Origin of the sequence: Streptomyces profundus, from assembly GCF_020740535.1 — a bacterium.
Lineage (GTDB): Bacteria > Actinomycetota > Actinomycetes > Streptomycetales > Streptomycetaceae > Streptomyces > Streptomyces profundus.
Genome location: NZ_CP082362.1, coordinates 7,126,801 through 7,143,503, shown reverse-complemented (window position 1 = coordinate 7,143,503; position 16,703 = coordinate 7,126,801). Strand labels below are relative to the sequence as shown.

Here is a 16,703-nt window from a genome sequence, read left to right as displayed (position 1 = left end):
GGCAGCGGCCGGCGGTTAGGGGGCGTTAGGGGTTATGCCGGTGTCTTTGCGGCACAAGACTGGCTGGAAATAATGGGACCGGCCACGCGGTTTTTCGCCGCCGGCGGCACCCGCGAAGGACTCGGCGAATGGGAGATCATAACCATGCCTGGAGAGTCGGCGATTGTCTTTCCCGGAATCGGTCCGACGCGTTTCGCGGACTCCGCGCGTTTTCTGGTGGCACATCCGGTGGCGCGGCGTCTGGTCGCCGAGGCGGACGGGGCGCTGGGGTATCAGCTGGTCGATCGCTGCCGGCGGGCCGAGGAGCGCGGCGATGCGGGCGCGTTCCCCGAGCCGACGCGGGTCGCGTTCCTGGTGGCCTGTCTCGCGGTGGCGGAGTGGACCGTCGCCGAGCGTGCGGTGGCGCCGGTCGCCTGCGCGGGGGCCAGCTTCGGCGGCACGGCGGCGGCGGTCAGCGCCGGTGCCCTGCCGTTCGCCGACGCGGTGCGGATGACGGCCGCCTGGGGGCGGCGGGTGGACGCCTACTTCGCGCGTGAGCACGGCGACATCGTCACCCAGTCGTTCGCCCGGGTGCCGTCGGAGCGGCTCGCCGAGATCCGCGCCGAGCTGGCCGCGCGCGGCGAGTGGAACGAGGTGGCCTGCCAGGTGGACGAGGACTTCCACATGCTGTCGGTGCGTCAGGGCACGGTGGAGTGGCTCCAGGGCCGGCTGCGGGCGGCGGGCGGGCTGCCGCTCTATGTGATGCGTCCGCCGATGCACTCGCCCCTGTTCGGCGCGCTGCGGGCGGAGATGGCGGCCGAGGTGGTGGCGGATGTGGCGTTCACCGATCCGGCGATCCCGTTGGTCTCGGACCACGACGGCGCCCTGGTGACGACGGCGGACGGCGTGCGGACGCTGCTGCTCGACGCGGTGACCCGCCCGGTGCGGTGGCCGGCGGTGGTGGCGCGGCTTCGGGAGGCGGGCGTCGGGCGGGTGTACGTCACCGGCGAGGACGGCCTGTGGGGCCGGGTGCGGGGCATGACGGAGGCGTTCGACGTGGTGGCGGTGCGCCCGGAGACGGCCATGCGACCGCGCCGGCGCAGCGCGATCGCCTAGCGGGTGCCCCGCCTCCTCAGCGGGCGGCGGAGACGGTTCTCCAGAGCGTCGCCGGGGTGGCGAAGTTGTCGATATGGAGGGCGTCGTCGACAAAACGAATTCCGTAGTTCTCCTCCAGCGAGGAAAGCAGCGCGACCATTCCCATGGAATCGAGACCGAAATCCCGAAGGCTCAGGTCGGGAGTGATCGGGTCCTCCGGTTCCAGCAAGGAAAGATGCTTACGAAGCACTGTTTCGAACGGCTCGTCCCACATGCGGTCTCCCGTGATGTTCCGGCGTTCCCCGAATAGTCCACTTCGCGGCCAATCTAGGGCGTGCGCCGTATGGTCGGCACCCCTATCCACCCCTCTTCTCTTCTTTCCCGGAGGAAGGACCATGAGCGAGACACCCGTTTCCGGACACGGTCTGCACGAGCGGTTCCTGCGCGGTCTCGCGCTGGCGCCGAGCCGGACCGCGGTCCGGGTGGACGGCGAGAGCCTGTCCTATGAGGCGGCGCACGAGCGGGCGCTCGGCCTGGCCGGCGCGCTGCTGGCCGTCGGCGCCGAACGGCCGCGCGTGGTCGCCGTGTTGGCGGACAAGAGCCCGACCGCCTATGTCGGCATCCTGGCCGCGCTCTACGCGGGCGCCACGGTGGTGCCGCTCAATCCGAGGTTCCCCGTCGAGCGCACCCGCCGGATGCTGACGGTGGCCGGCGTCGAAGCGGTGGTCGCCGACCCGGTCGGCCGGGCCGCGCTGGCCGGCACCGGGTTGGCGCTGCCGGTGCTGGCGGACGGCGGGTCCGCCGCGCCGCTGGACGCGCCGCTCGCCGTCCTGCCGTCCGACATCGCCTATGTGCTGTTCACCTCCGGCTCGACGGGCCGGCCCAAGGCGGTGCCGATGACCCATGGCGCCAACCACGGCTACTTCACGCTGCTGGACGGCCGCTACGACTTCGATCCCGAGGACGTGTTCTGCCAGAACGTGGGGCTCAACTTCGACTGCGCGATGTTCGAGCTGTTCTGCGCCTGGGGCAGGGGGGCCGCCGTGCACGCGGTGCCGCCGGCCGCCCACCGCGATCTGCCGGGTTTCCTCGCCGAGCGGCGGATGACGGTGTGGTTCTCCACGCCGAGTGGCATCTCGTTCATCCGCCGGATGGGCGGGCTGACGCCAGGGGCGATGCCCACACTGCGCTGGAGCTTCTTCGCCGGTGAGGCGCTGCTCTGCGCGGACGCGGCGGACTGGCAGCTGGCCGCGCCGCGCTCCAAGGTCGAGAATCTCTACGGGCCGACGGAGTTGACCATCACCGTCACCGGGCACCGCTGGTCGCCCGAGACCTCCCCCGCGCTGGCGGTGAACGGCGTCGTACCGATCGGCCGGCTGCATCCGGACCATGAGCAGGTGCTGCTCGACGGGGAGAAGGAGTCGGCCTTCGAGGGCGAGCTGTGCGTCACCGGGCCGCAGATGACGCCGGGCTATCTGGATCCGGCGGATGACGAGGGCCGCTTCCTGGAGCGGGACGGGCGCCGCTGGTACCGCACCGGGGACCGGGTGCGGCGGCTGGCGGACGGCGAGTTGGCCTATCTGGGCCGGCTGGACGCCCAGGTGCAGATCCAGGGCTTCCGGGTGGAGCTGGCGGAGGTCGACCACGCGGCCCGGCGGTGCCCCGGGGTATGGAACGCGGCCACGGTGACCCGCCCGGCGGCCGACGGGGGCCTGGAGCTCGTGCTCTACTACACCGGCGAACGGGTGCCGGCGGCGACGCTGCGGCGCGCGCTGGCGGCCGAGCTGCCCGAGGCCATGGTGCCCAAGACCTACCGGCGTGTCGCCGAGTTCCCGTTGAACGCCAACCGCAAGGTCGACCGGGGGCGGCTGGCCAGGGAGGCCGCCGCCTCGTCAGACGGCCGTCCCTGAGCCGGCGCGGCGCACGTCCTCCACGACCGTCCGCAGCGCCTCGGCGAGCGAGGCGCCGGTCGGGGCGTGCTGGGGGTCGATGATCCACTGGGTCATCACCCCGCTGAGCAGCGCGTGGTAGAACTGGCCGACGGCCCGCTCGGTCTCTGGGGGCAACTCCCGGCCGCTCAGCAGGAGTTCCACGAGGCCCTGCTGGGCCTGGCGCTGCGCCTCGACATAGAAGCGGCGCACCTCGGGAACGTGGTCGAGCTGGGCGAGCGCGTCGAACTGCGCCGCCCACACCGGGCGGTGACGTTCGAAGAGCTCGATGACCCTGGTCCAGGTCTGCTCGAACCGGCCGATCGGATCGCCCGGCAGGTCGGCCGCGTCGTCGAGGGCCCGCTTCAGCTCCTGGGCCCACTCCTCCAGCGCCTCCATCATCGCGGCGTTGAGGAGCGCCTCCTTGGTGCCGTAGTGGTAGCCGATCGAGGCGAGGTTCGCCCCTGACGCCTCGACGATGTCCCGCGCGGTGGTGCGGGCGTATCCCTTCTCTGACAGGCAGCGCCTGGCTCCGACCAGCAGGTCCTCTCGGTGTCCCATGAGCGGGAGTGTAGCCACCGCACTGAGATTCGTCTTGTACACACGTACTAGACGTTTGTCTTAGACAGAATCTGACATAGACAGATTACTTATACAGATCTAGAGTGGCGGCCATGAGCAGTCCCCAGCGCGCGACCCGCAAGGAGTGGATCGGCCTCGCCGTCCTCGTCCTCCCCGTCCTCCTCCTGTCGATGGACATGACGGTGCTGTACTTCGCGGTGCCGTTCCTCAGCGCGTCCCTGGAGCCCAGCGCCACCCAGCAGTTGTGGATCGTCGACATCTACGCGTTCATGCTCGCTGGTCTGCTCATCACCATGGGCACCATCGGTGACCACATCGGCCGCCGGAAGCTGCTGATGATGGGCGGGGTCGCGTTCGGCGCCGCCTCGTTGGCCGCCGCCTATGCCAGCAGCGCCGAGCTGCTGATCGTGGCCAGGGCCGTACTCGGCCTGGCGGGCGCGGTGTTGGCGCCCTCCACCCTCTCGCTGATCCGCAACATGTTCCATGACCCGCACCAGCGCCGCACCGCCATCGCCGTGTGGACGGCCGGCCTCTCCGGCGGTGCGGCGCTCGGGCCGATCGTGTCCGGGCTGCTGCTGGAGAAGTTCTGGTGGGGCTCGGTCTTCCTGATCAACATCCCGATCATGGCGCTGCTCCTGGTGCTGGGGCCGATGCTGCTGCCCGAGTCCCGCTCCCCCTCGCCGGGCCGCTTCGACTTCCTGGGCGCCGTTCTCTCGCTGGGCGCCGTGCTGCCCGTCATCTACGGCATCAAGGAGCTCGCCGAGGACGGCTTCGCCTGGTCCTACGCCTCCATCACGGCGGCCGGGCTGGTCATCGGGGTGCTGTTCTTCGTCCGGCAGCGCACCGCCCCCAACCCGCTGATCGATCTGGGCCTGTTCCGCAGCCGGGGGTTCAGCGCCTCCATCGGCGTCAACCTGGTGGCGCTCTTCGCGATGGTCGGCTTCCTGCTGTTCTCCACCCAGTGGATCCAGCTGGTCTACGGGCTGAGCCCGCTGGAGGCGGCGCTGTGGACGCTGCCGGCGCCGGTGGCGGTCGCGGTGTCGACCTCGGTGGCCGCGGTGCTGGCCAAGACGGTGCGCCCGGGCAACATCATCGGCGTCGGCATGGTCATCGCCTCCGTCGGCTTCGCCATCATGACGCAGCTGCGCGCCGATTCGGGCCTGGCCACGGTGGTGATCGGCGCGACGGTGCTGTCGGCCGGCGTGGGCATGGCGATCCCGCTGACGGCGGATCTGATCGTCTCCACCGCCCCACCGGATCGGGTGGGCGCCGTCTCCGCGCTGCCGGAGACCAGCAACCAGCTCGGCGGGGCGTTCGGCGTGGCGATCCTCGGCAGCATCGGCGCCGCCGTCTACACCCGCGAGGTGCGGGACGCGACGGAGTCACTGCCGGCGGAGGCCGTCGACGCGGCCGAGGGGTCGCTCGGCGGCGCCACCGAGGTGGCGCGGCATCTGCCGCCCGAGGCCGGCGCCTCCCTGCGGGAGGCGGCGGGCGAGGCGTTCACCAACGGCATGAACATCGCGGCGGCGGGTGGCGGCGCCGTGATGCTGCTGGGCGCCGTGGCCGCCGTGGTGTTGATGCGCCATGTCCGGACTCCCGCCGGCACGCCGCCGGATGAGGAAGCCACCGGTGGGGAGACCGAGCGGGTCCCCGCCGCAAGTCCCGAGTGAGGGCAGCCACCCCTCCCCACGGGAAGGAGTCCCTGCGCGACCGGTCGCGCAGGGACTCCGTGCGTTCCCCGGTCAGCGGCTGAGCCGCACCGGCAGGGTGGCGTAGCCGGTGAGGCCCAGGATGGCGCGCCGCTCGGGCGTGCCGGCCAGCTCGATCTTGGGGAACGTGTCGATCAGCTGCGGGAAGAGCTCGGCGCCCTCCATCCGGGCGAGGCTGCCGCCGAAGCAGTAGTGCGCGCCCGCGCTGAGGCTCAGATGGGCACCGTCGTCACGGGTCAGGTCCAGGCGGTGCGGATCCGGGAACTTGGCGGGGTCCCGGTTGGCGGCGGCGAGCAGCGCCAACACCAGGGAGCCCTCGGGGATTTCGGCGTCGCCCAGCCGCACCGGCTTGGTGGTGAGCCGGCTGGACGCGGTGGTGTGGGTGGTGTGCCGCAGCAGTTCCTCGACGGCCGGGTCGGTGATGCTCTTGTCCTCGCGCCAGCGGCTCAGCTCGTCCGGGTGTTCGACGAGGGCGACCACGCCGCTGGCGATGAGGTTGGTGGTGGCGGCGAAGCCCGCGGTGAAGAGGAAGAGGATCAGCGCGATCAGCTCGTCCTCGTCGAGCCGCCCGCCGTCGGCGGCCTGGACCAGCGAGGAGAGCAGGTCCTCCTTGGGATCGGCCCGGCGGACGCGGACCTTCTCGCGGAAGTAGCCGCCCAACTCCTCCGCCGCGGTGTCGGCGCGCACCAGATCGTCCTCGGGGTAGATCCCGGCGAAGACCCGGGACCAGTCGTCGGCCAGCTCCCAGAGGCGCTTGCCGTCCTCGTAGGCGAGGCCGAGCAGTTCGCTGATGACCGCCACGGGGAACGGCATGGCCAGAAGGTCGACGAGGTCGACGGCCTCGCCGTCGGCCGACCGTTCGACCAGCTCGTCGACGAGGCCACGGGTGAGCCGCTCCACCGCGGGGCGCATCTTCTTGATCTTCGCGGGGGTGAAGACGCCGCTGGCCAGTCCGCGCACCCGGGCGTGGTCGGGCTGGTTGAGGGTGACCATCGAGTTGAGATAGAGCCGCAGCGAGGGGTGGTCGGCCCAGTCCTGGCGCCTGAGGGCGGCGGCGCGGGCGCCGCTGTGGGTGTCGGGGCGACGCAGGAACTCGGTGACCTCGTCGTACCCGGACAGCGCCCAGGCGCCGAGCGCGGCGCTCTGGTGCACGGGGTTCGCGGCGCGCAGCGTCTCGTAGAGGGGAAAGGGATCGTCCGGGTAGGGCGGCGTGAGCAACGTGACCAACGCTTCGTCGGCCGACTGCGGCGTGCTGGTCGCTTCGGTCGTCATGGGTGGCTCTCCTCGGGTGGGTGATGGTCCGGCCGGCGCGTGACTACCGCGCGGACCGGGGGTCAAGCTCGTCGTCGAGGACGTCGAACAGCTCGTCGGCCGTGAGCGCCCGCAGATCCGTTCCGTCGTCGCCTTCGTCCACGCGGTGGGTCTCGGCCCAGCTGGCGGTGAGGGCGCGCAGCCGCTCCCCGACCCGTTCGTAGTCCGCCTGGTCGGGGGTGGCGGAAGCCAGCGCCGCCTCCAGGCGGGCCAGTTCGGCCTCCAGGGGCGAACCGGCCGGCTCGGGCGGGCCGCCGAGTCCCGCGCTCAGCTCGGCGGCGATGGCGGCGGGCGTCGGATGGTCGAACACCAGGGTGGCGGGCAGTTTCAGCCCGGTCGCCTCGCGCAGGCCGTTCCGCAGCTCCACGGCGGTGAGCGAGTCGAACCCGAGGTCCTTGAACGGCCGGTCGGCGCGGACGGCGTCGACGCCGTCGTGGCCCAGCACGGTGGCGACCCGGCCGCGCACCAACTCCAGCAGCAGCGCGGCACGTTCGGCTTCGTCGGTCAGGGCGGCCAGCCGCCGGCGCAGCTCCGCACCGGGGTCGACCGCCACGGGACCGGTGCCACGGCGCCGTGGGGCGGGGAGCAAGCTGCGGAGCAACCCCCGGAGCAGAAGGGGCAGTTGGTCGGCAGGGCGGGCGCGCAGCGTGGCCTCGTCGACGCGGAACGGCGCCAGCGCCGGCTCCCGGGTGCGCAGCGCGTCGTCCAACAGGGCCAGCCCCTCCTCGGGGGCGAGCGCGGGCAGGCCCAGGCTCCGCATCCGTCGCAGGTCGGCCTCCGCCAGCTCGCCGAGCCCGGTGTCGGCGGCCCAGAGGCCGAACGCCAGCGAGGTCGCGGGCAGTCCGGCGCGGTGACGGTGGCGGGCGAGCGCGTCCAGGAAGACGTTGGCCGCCGCGTAGTTGCCCTGCCCGGCGGCCAGCAGCAGCCCGCCGACCGAGGAGAAGAGCACAAAGGCCGACAGCGGCCGGTCGGCGGTCAACTCGTGCAGGTTCCAGGCCCCTTGGACCTTGGGCCGCAGCACGGCCGCCAGGCGTTCCGGCGTCAGCCCGCGCACCAGGCCGTTGTCGACGACCCCGGCGGCGTGCACCACCGCGTCGACCGGCCGACGGGCCAGCAGCTCGGCCAGCGCGGCGCGGTCGGCGGCGTCGCAGGCGACCACCTCGACGCGGGCGCCCAACGCGGTGAGCTCCGCGGAGAGTTCGGCGGCTCCCGGCGCCTGGGGGCCGCGTCGGCTGGTGAGCAGCAGATCGGTGACGCCGTGGACGGTGACGAGATGGCGGGCGACCAGCGCGCCCAGGCCGCTGGTGCCGCCGGTGATCAGCACGGTGCCGGCCGTCGCCCAGGGTTCGGCGGTCGCTGCCACCGCCGCGGCGGGGACCCGGGCCAGCTCGGGCACCAGGAGCCGACCGTCCCTGACGGCGTACTCGGGCCCCTCCCCCAGCGTCGGCGGCACGGGGGCCTCGGCGTCCAGGTCGAGCAGCGCGAACCGGCCGGGGTTCTCCGCCATGGCGGCCCGGACCAGCCCCCAGACGGGCGCCTGGCGGAGGTCCACGTCCTCCCCGGAGACCGAGACGGCCCCCCGGGTGACCACGGCGAGCCGCCCCTCGGTCTCGTCGTCGAGCCACCCCTGAAGGCGGGCCAGCATCTCTTCGGCGGTGGCCCGCACCGCGTCGGGGAGGTCGCCGTCCGCCGGCGGCGACACCTCATGGACCGTCACGGACGTTGTCTGCGACGGGAGTTGCCTGCCCTCCGTCCAGGCGAGGGTGAAGAGCGAGGAGCGGTGCCGGCCTCCGGCGCGCAGCTGTTCGGCCGCCACCGGGCGGGCGACGAGGGCGGCGACGGAGAGGACCGGGGTCCCCGTCTCGTCGGCCACCAGCAGCGCCCCTTGGGAGAGCCGGACGCGGAGCGCCGGGCCTCCCGGCGCGTGTGCGGTGACGCCGGCCCAGGAGAACGGCAGCTGCGGCGCCGCGTCGTCGTCGTCCGCCAGCAGCCCGGCGTGGGCGGAGGCGTCCAGCAGCGCGGGATGCACCTGGAACCCGGCCGCGTCGGCGCCCTCGGGGAGCGCCACCTCGGCGAACACCTCGTCGCCGAGTCGCCAGGCCGCGCGCAGTCCCTGGAACGTCGGCCCGTAGTCATAGCCCCGGGCGAGGAGGCGCGAATAGGCGTCACCAACGGGGAGCGGGGTCGCGCCGCTCGGCGGCCAGACCGTCAGATCGCCGGACGGCGGCGTGCCGGCCGGCTGGGCGCTGCCGGTGGCGTGGCGGGTCCAGGTCTCGTCGTCCTCCGACGAGTAGATCTCCACGGTGCGCGCCCCGCCGTCGTCCGGGCCGCCGACCACGACCCGCACCGTGACCGCGCCCGTCTCGGGGATGAGGAGCGGCGCCTGAAGTGTCAGCTCCTCGACCGTCGCACAGCCCGCCTCGTGGGCGGCGCGGAGGGCCAGCTCGACCAGCCCGGTGCCCGGCAGCAGCAGGGTGCCGAGCACATCGTGGTCGGCGAGCCACGGATGGGTGTCGACGGAGAGCCGGCCGGTGAGCACCAGCCCGCCGGTGTCCGGCAGGACGACACGGGCGGTGAGCAACGGATGGTCGACGGCGTCCACGCCGGCCGCCGCCCTGGGCGGTTCGCTCGCCCAGTAACGCTGGCGTTGGAAGGGGTAGGTGGGCAACGGGACCCGGCGGGCGCCGGTGCCTTCGAAGACGGCGGACCAGTCGACGTTCACGCCGGTGGTGAAGAGCCGGGCCAGGCCGGTGAAGAGGCTCTCGGCCTCGGACCGGTCGCGGCGCAGCGTCGCGGCGGCCGTGGCGTTCTCCCCCGCCATGCTGGTGAGCACCGCGTCCGGGCCGACCTCAAGAAACCTCGTCACACCCTCGGCCTGGAGAAACGCGAGGTCGTCGGCGAACCGCACCGGCTCGCGCACATGCCGCACCCAGTAGTCGGCCGAGGACATCTCCTTGGCCAGACGGATCGACGGCGGGTGGTAGGCGACGGACTCCGCGACCTCGCGGAAGTCGTCGAGCATCGGCTCCATCAACGGCGAGTGGAAGGCGTGCGACACCTTCAACCGCCGCGTCCTTCGCCCCTCGAATCGTGCGACCAGGGCATCGACCGCGTCCTCGGCACCCGAAATGACCACGGACACAGGCCCGTTGACCGCCGCCAACGACACCCGCTCACCGTCCAGATGCGGCGCGACCTCCACCTCCGCCGCCTCAATCGCCACCATCGCGCCACCCGACGGCAACGCCTGCATCAACCGCCCACGGGCTGCGACGAATCGAGCCGCGTCCGCCAGATCGAAGACACCCGCCACATGCGCGGCGGCGAACTCACCAATCGAATGCCCCACCAACACCCCTGGCCGCACCCCCCACGACTCCAACAACCGGAACAGCGCCACCTCAACGGCGAAGATCGCCGGCTGCGCCAACTCCGTGCGATTCAGGGCCTCTTCGTCGTCGCCCCACACGGCCTCCCGGAGACCATCGTCAAACTCCGCACACACCTCATCGAAAGCAGCCGCGAACACCGGAAACACCGCATGGAGTTCACGCCCCATCCCCAGCCGTTGGCTCCCCTGACCCGTGAAGAGAAACCCCAGCCCACCCTCACTCGCCACACCCCGCACCGTCTCCCCACCCACCACCACCGCACGATGCTCCAACACCGCCCGACCCGCCACCGCCGAGAACCCCACATCCAACGCATCCCCGCCCACCGCCCCCAACCGTTCCAGCTGCTCCGCCAAGGCTTCGCCGGTCCTGGCGGACAGGACCAGCGGCACCACCGGCAACTCCCGCCGATCCACCACCACTTCTGCAACCGCCGGCGCCTCCTCGACGATCACATGCGCATTGGTCCCACTGATCCCAAACGACGACACCCCCGCCCGACGCGGACGCCCCTCGCCGGGCCACTCCCGCGCCTCCGTCAGCAGCCGCACCTCACCCGCCGACCAATCCACCTCCCGCGACGCCTCATCCACATGCAACGTCCGAGGCAACACCCCCCGCCGCATCGCCTCCACCATCTTGATCACACCAGCCACCCCCGCAGCCGCCTGCGTGTGGCCGATATTCGACTTGATCGACCCCAACCACAACGGCCCGTCCTGGCCGTAGGTGGCGAGCAGGGCCTGCGCCTCGATCGGATCGCCGAGCGTCGTCCCCGTGCCATGCCCCTCCACCGCGTCCACCTCACCGGCCGACAACCCGGCACTCGCCAACGCCGCCCGAATCACTCGCTGTTGAGAGGGACCGTTGGGCGCCGTCAACCCGTTCGACGCACCGTCCTGATTCACCGCACTGCCGCGCACCACCCCCACCACCGGATGACCCAACCGCCGCGCGTCCGACAACCGCTCAACCAACAACACCCCCACCCCCTCACCCCAGCTCGTGCCATCGGTGGCGGCGGCATAGGACTTGCAGCGGCCGTCGGGCGCCAGACCGCGCTGCTCGCTGAAGTCGACAAAGCTCTGTGGTGTCCCCATCACGGTGACGCCGCCGACCAGCGCCAGCGAGCACTCCCCCGAGCGCAGCGCCTGGGCCGCCCAGTGCAGCGCCACCAGCGACGACGAGCACGCCGTGTCCACCGTGACCGCTGGCCCCTCAAGGCCGAGGGTGTAGGCGACCCGGCCCGAGACCAGGCTGCCGCCGCCCGTGCCACCCGGGTAGTCGTGGTACATCACCCCCGCGAACACCCCGCTGTCGCTGCCCCGCAACGACGTGGGGTCGATGCCCGCGCGCTCCAGGACCTCCCAGGACACCTCAAGCAACAACCGCTGCTGCGGGTCCATATCGCGTGCCTCGCGGGGGCTGATGCCGAAGAAGTCGGCGTCGAACTCGGCCGCCTCGTGCAGGAACCCGCCGTCGCGCACATAGGTCTTCCCCGGCTTGCCAGGCTCCGGGTCATAGAGACCGGCGATGTCCCAGCCCCGGTCGGTGGGGAAGCCCGTCACCGCGTCGACCCCCTCGTCGACCAGCCGCCACAGGTCCTCGGGCGAGGCCACGCCCCCCGGGTAGCGGCAGGCCATCGCCACGATCGCGATCGGCTCGTCGTCGGCCAGGCGCGCTCCCGGCGCCGCGTCCGGGGTGCCCGGTTGGGCGTCGGTCAGCTCGGCGCGGAGATGCCGCACCAGGTCGTGGGGGGTCGGGTAGTCGAAGACGAGGGTCGCGGGGAGGCGGAGCCCGGTGGCGGCGGCGAGCAGGTTGCGGAGTTCGATCGCGGTGAGGGAGTCGAACCCGAGGTCGCGGAAGGCGCGTTCGGGGTCGATGGCGTCGGCGCCGGTGTGCCGCAGCACGGTGGCGGCCTGGGCGCGGACGAGGGTGAGGAGTTCGGTGGCGCGCTCCGCGTCGGGGAGGGCGGCCAGGCGCCGGCGGAGCGCGTCGGTCGCCGACGCCGTTCCGACGAGGGGGCGGCGGGCCCGGGCGGGGAGCAGCCCGCGCAGCAGGGGCGGCGGGGTGGCGAAGGCCGTCGGGTCGAACCGGGCGGGCACCAGGGCGGGTTCGGGGCGGCCCGTCGCGGCGTCGAACAGCGCGAGGGCCTCGTCGGGCCTGAGGGCGCGCAGGCCGCCGTGGTCGAGACCGTCGGCCATGCCGGCGCCGGCCCAGGGGCCCCAGGCCAGGGAGAGCGCCGGCAGTCCTTGCGCGTGCCGGTGCCGGGCGAGCGCGTCGAGCGCGGCGTTGGCGGCGGCGTAGTTGCCCTGTCCTGGGGCGCCGAGGACGCCGGCGACGGAGGAGAAGAGGACAAAGGCGGTGAGGTCCGACTCGCTGGTGAGCTGGTGGAGATGCCAGGCCGCGTCCACCTTCGGCCGGAGGACCAGGTCGAGACGTTCGGGCGTCAGCGCGGCGATCACCCCGTCGTCGAGGGCGCCGGCGGCGTGCACCACGGCGCCGAGGTCGCGGCCGGTGAGCAGCGCCGCGAGGGCGTCCCGGTCAGCGATGTCGCAGGCGACCACCTCGACCTCGGCGTCCAACGCGGCGAGCTCCTCGGCCAGTTGGGCGGCGCCGGGGGCCTCGGGCCCACGCCGGCCGGTGAGCAGCAGCCGCCGGGCGCCGTGTCGGGTGACGAGGTGGTGGGCGAGCGCCGAGCCCAGCGCCCCGGTGCCGCCGGTGATCAGGACGGTGCGGTCCGGGTCGAAGACGGTGGCCGGGGTGGCGACGGCCCCCACCCGGGTCAGTCGTGGGGCGAGCGACTCGTCGGCGCGCAGGCGCAGTTCGGGTTCGCCGGTGGCGACGACGGCGGCGGGGTCGACGGGTTGGTCGGGGTCGATGGCTTGGTCGGTGTCGACGAGGAAGAACCGGCCGGGGTTCTCGCTCTCGGCGGCGCGGACCAGGCCCCATACGGCGGCGTGGCCGAGGTCGGTGCCGTCGGTGGCGCCCCGGGTGACGACGACCAGCTGGGTGTCCTCGGCCAGTGCGGCGTGGATGGCGGCCAGCGCCTCGCCGGTGGCCTCGCGCACCGCGTCCGGGGCCTCGCCGCCGGTGGGTTGGCAGTGGTGGACGGCCGGCTGGGCGGGGTCGGCGGCCGGCTGGGGGGCGGTGGTCGGGATCCAGTCGAGGTGGAGCAGCGCGTCGGCGATCGGGGTGACGTCCGGTGCGAGGTCGTCGGCGGAGGCGGTGCGCAGCGTCAGCGCGCCGACGGAGGCGACGGGGGCGCCCATGGGGTCGGCCAGCTCCAGGGCGACGGTGCTGTCTCCGTGCACGCGCAGCCGGACCCGGGCGGCCGTCGCGCCCTCGGCGTGCAGGGTGACGTCGGACCAGGAGAACGGGAGCGGCGTCGGGCCCTGGTGGGTCAGGTCGAGGGCGTGTAACGCGGCGTCGAGCAGGGCGGGATGGAGTCCGAAGCGCGTGGCGTCGACGCCTTCGGGGAGGGCGATCTCGGCATAGAGGTCGTCGCCGTCTCGCCAGGCGGCGCGCAGGCCGTGGAAGGTGGGGCCGTAGTCGAGCCGTTCGTAGAGCCCCTCGGTGTCGAGGGGTTCGGCGCCCGGCGGGGGCCAGACGGCGAGGTCGGTGGCCGGCCGGGCGGGGTCGGGCGTCAGGGTGCCCTCGGCGTGCCGGGTCCAGTCCGCCTCGGGGGGCGCGTCCTCGGCGCGGGCGTGCACGGTGACGGTGCGGCCTCCGGCCGGGTCGGGCGCTTGGACGGCGACCCGCAGGTGGACGCCGCCATGTTCGGGGAGGATCAGCGGGGCACCGAGCGTCAGCTCCTCGACGCGGTGGCAGCCGACCGTGTCGCCGGCGCGCACGGCGAGCTCGACGAAGGCGGTGCCGGGCAGCAGGACCTGGCCGTGCACGGTGTGGTCGGCCAGCCAGGGGTGGGCGCCGGTGGAGAGCCGGCCGGTGAGGACCACGCCGTCGGAGGCGGGCAGTCGGGCGAGCGCGCCGAGCAGCGGGTGGTCGGGCCGGTCGAGTCCGGCGGCGGTGATGTCGCCGTGGCCGCCGCTCTTGTCGAGCCAGTAGCGCCGGCGTTGGAAGGGGTAGGTGGGCAGATCGACCAGGCGGGCGGCGTGTCCTTCGAAGACTCCGGCCCAGTCGACGGGCAGCCCGGAGGCGTGCAGGGTGCCGAGCGCGGTGAGGGCGGCGGTGGCCTCGGGCTGGTCGCGGCGGGCGGTCGGGACGAGCGCGGCGGTCGTCGCGGTGCGGGTGAGGGCGGTTCGGGCCATGGCGGTGAGGACGGCGTCGGGACCGAGTTCCAGGTAGCGGGTGACGCCCTCCGCCTCAAGGCGGGTGACGGCGTCGGCGAACCGCACGGTGTCCAGGACATGGCGGGTCCAGTAGGCGGGTGAGGTGATGTCGCCGGCGGTGACGACGGGCACGGTCGGCTCGGCGTAGTCGACGGTGTCCGCGACCTGGCGGAACGCGTCGAGCATCGGTTCCATCAGCGGCGAGTGGAAGGCGTGTGAGACGGTCAGCCGGGACGTTCGGCGCGGGCCGAGCGCGTCGAGGACGCGGGCGACGGCGTCGTCGGCGCCGGAGAGCACCACGGATTCGGGGCCGTTGACCGCGGCGAGGCCGACCCGTTCGTCGAGCAGCGGAGCGATCTCGTCCTCGGTGGCCTGGACGGCGACCATGGCACCGCCGGGCGGCAACTCCCCCATCAGCCTGGCGCGGGCGGTGACCAGACGGCCGGCGTCGGCGAGGGAGAAGACGCCGGCGAGGTGGGCGGCGGCGAGTTCGCCGACGGAGTGGCCCGCGACGAGGTCGGGCCGCACGCCCCAGGACTCCCAGAGTCGGCCGAGCGCCAACTGGAGTGCGAAGAGCGCGGGTTGGGTGAACTCGGTGCGGGCGAGGGCCGCCGCGTCGCCCCACATGACATCGCGTACGGCCGGGTCGAGGACCGTGAACGCCTCGTCCAGGGCGGTGGCGAACACCGGGAAGGCTTCGGCCAACTCCCGTCCCATGCCGAGACGTTGGCTGCCCTGGCCGGAGAAGAGGAAAGCGGTGAGGCCGGTGGCCCTGGCGGGCGGGGGAAGGGGCGCCTCGTCGGCGACGGCGGTCAGCCCGTCGATGAGCTCGGCGCGGTCGCGGCCGACGACGACGGCGCGGCGGGCGAGCGCGGCCCGGCCGGTGGCCAGGCTGAACCCCAGGTCGGCCGGGGCGAGTTCGGGAGTGTCCCGCAGGTGGTCGGCGATCCTGGCGGCCTGGGCGCGCAGCGCGCTCTCGGTGGCGGCGGATATCGGTACGGGCACTGCCACGGGCCGGGCGCGGCCGGTCGTGGGCCGTTCGGCGGGCTGGGGCGCGGGGGCGGCCTGTTCGACGATCACATGGGCGTTGGTGCCGCTGACGCCGAACGAGGAGATGGCGGCGCGGCGCGGCCGGTCGGCCTCGGGCCAGGCCCTGGCCTCGGTGAGCAGCCGCACGTCCCCGGCTGTCCAGTCCACCTGGGGCGTCGCGGAGTCGACGTGCAGGGTCCTGGGCAGCCTGCCGTGCCGGATGGCCTGCACCATCTTGATGACCCCCGCGACGCCGGCCGCCGCCTGGGTGTGGCCGATGTTCGACTTGAGGGAGCCAAGCCAGAGCGGTGCCCCGGGGGCGCGGTCCTGGCCATAGGTGGCGAGCAGCGCCTGGGCCTCGATCGGGTCGCCGAGCGAGGTGCCGGTGCCGTGCCCCTCGACGACGTCGATCTCGTTGGACGACAACCCGGCGTCGTGCAGGGCCTGTTGGATGACGCGGCGCTGCGCCGGGCCGTTGGGCGCGGTCAGCCCGTTGGACGCGCCGTCCTGGTTGACGGCCGAGCCGCGCACCAAGGCCAGCACCGGGTGGCCGTTGCGGCGGGCGTCCGTCAGCTTCTCCAGGAGCAGCACTCCGGCGCCCTCGGCCCAGCCGGTGCCGTCGGCGGCGGCGGCGAACGAGCGGCAGCGGCCGTCGGGGGAGAGCCCGCGTTGCTCGCTGAACTCGATGAAGGTCTCGGGCGTGGCCATGACGCTGACGCCGCCGGCCAGCGCCAGCGAGCACTCGCCGGCGCGGAGCGCCTGGGTGGCCCAGCGCAGCGCGACCAGTGAGGCGGAGCACGCGGTGTCGACGGTGACGGCCGGGCCCTCAAGGCCCAGGGTGTAGGCGACGCGTCCCGAGACCAGGCTGCCGTCGCTGCTGGTCAGGCCGTAGTCGTGGTACATCGCGCCGGCGTAGACACCGGTGCGGCTGCCGCGCAGCGCCGCCGGGTCGATCCCGGCGCGTTCCAGCGCCTCCCAGGTGATCTCCAGGAGGATGCGCTGCTGCGGGTCCATGGTGCGGGCCTCGCGGGGGCTGATCCCGAAGAACTCGGGGTCGAAGAGCGGCGCCTCGTGCAGGAACCCGCCGTGCCTGACGTAGCTGCGGCCCGGTGTTCCCGGCTCAGGGTCGTAGAGGGCGCCCAGGTCCCAGCCCCGGTCGGCGGGGAAGGGGCCGATGGCGTCGCGGCCCTCGTCGACCAGCTCCCACAGCGCCTCGGGTGAGTCGACGCCGCCGGGGAAGCGGCACGCCATGCTGACGATGGCGATGGGCTCGTCCGCCGCGTCCGCCGCGGCGCGCAGGCCGGCGTTGTCGCGCCGCAGCCGCTCGTTCTCGACGAGCGAGCCGCGCAGCGCCTCGACGATCTCCTCGACCTTGGCATCCACCGT

At 73.4% G+C, this 16,703-nt stretch carries 7 protein-coding genes; 3 read left to right on the top strand and 4 right to left on the bottom strand.

Annotated elements, in window-relative coordinates:
• The first annotated feature begins 216 nt into the window (after positions 1–216).
• On the top strand, positions 217–1,095 hold the full coding sequence (locus K4G22_RS29855; protein WP_425336766.1) for an ACP S-malonyltransferase: 879 nt from the start codon (positions 217–219) through the stop codon (positions 1,093–1,095).
• 16 nt (positions 1,096–1,111) lie between these two features.
• Here the strand turns inward: K4G22_RS29855 and K4G22_RS29850 are convergent, their stop codons facing one another.
• Positions 1,112–1,348: an acyl carrier protein gene (locus tag K4G22_RS29850; RefSeq protein WP_228083584.1), complete on the bottom strand. Its 237-nt coding sequence runs from the start codon at positions 1,346–1,348 to the stop codon at positions 1,112–1,114.
• Between the two features lie 121 nt (positions 1,349–1,469).
• On the opposite strand from K4G22_RS29850, the gene K4G22_RS29845 reads away from it, so the two are divergent.
• Positions 1,470–2,984 (top strand): AMP-binding protein, encoded by a 1,515-nt coding sequence (locus K4G22_RS29845; protein ID WP_228083583.1) that lies wholly within the window; start codon positions 1,470–1,472, stop codon positions 2,982–2,984.
• Here K4G22_RS29845 and K4G22_RS29840 read toward each other — a convergent pair.
• Positions 2,967–3,563 carry a TetR/AcrR family transcriptional regulator gene (locus tag K4G22_RS29840; protein ID WP_228083582.1) on the bottom strand — a complete coding sequence of 199 codons (597 nt, stop codon included), beginning with the start codon at positions 3,561–3,563 and terminating at the stop codon, positions 2,967–2,969. The genes K4G22_RS29845 and K4G22_RS29840 overlap by 18 nt on opposite strands.
• A gap of 113 nt (positions 3,564–3,676) precedes the next feature.
• Here K4G22_RS29840 and K4G22_RS29835 point away from each other — a divergent pair, with 113 nt between their 5' ends.
• Complete coding sequence (locus K4G22_RS29835) at positions 3,677–5,254, top strand: MFS transporter (RefSeq protein WP_228083581.1); 1,578 nt, start codon at positions 3,677–3,679, stop codon at positions 5,252–5,254.
• Between the two features lie 72 nt (positions 5,255–5,326).
• Here K4G22_RS29835 and K4G22_RS29830 read toward each other — a convergent pair whose 3' ends face one another.
• Both K4G22_RS29830 and K4G22_RS29825 read right to left on the bottom strand, forming a co-directional pair.
• Positions 5,327–6,565, bottom strand: a complete 1,239-nt coding sequence (locus tag K4G22_RS29830) for a cytochrome P450 (RefSeq protein ID WP_228083580.1) — start codon at positions 6,563–6,565, stop codon at positions 5,327–5,329.
• Between the two features lie 43 nt (positions 6,566–6,608).
• A complete protein-coding gene (locus K4G22_RS29825; RefSeq protein ID WP_228083579.1) occupies positions 6,609–16,700 on the bottom strand; it encodes a type I polyketide synthase in 10,092 nt (3,363 codons plus the stop codon).
• Between the last annotated feature and the right edge of the window lie 3 nt (positions 16,701–16,703).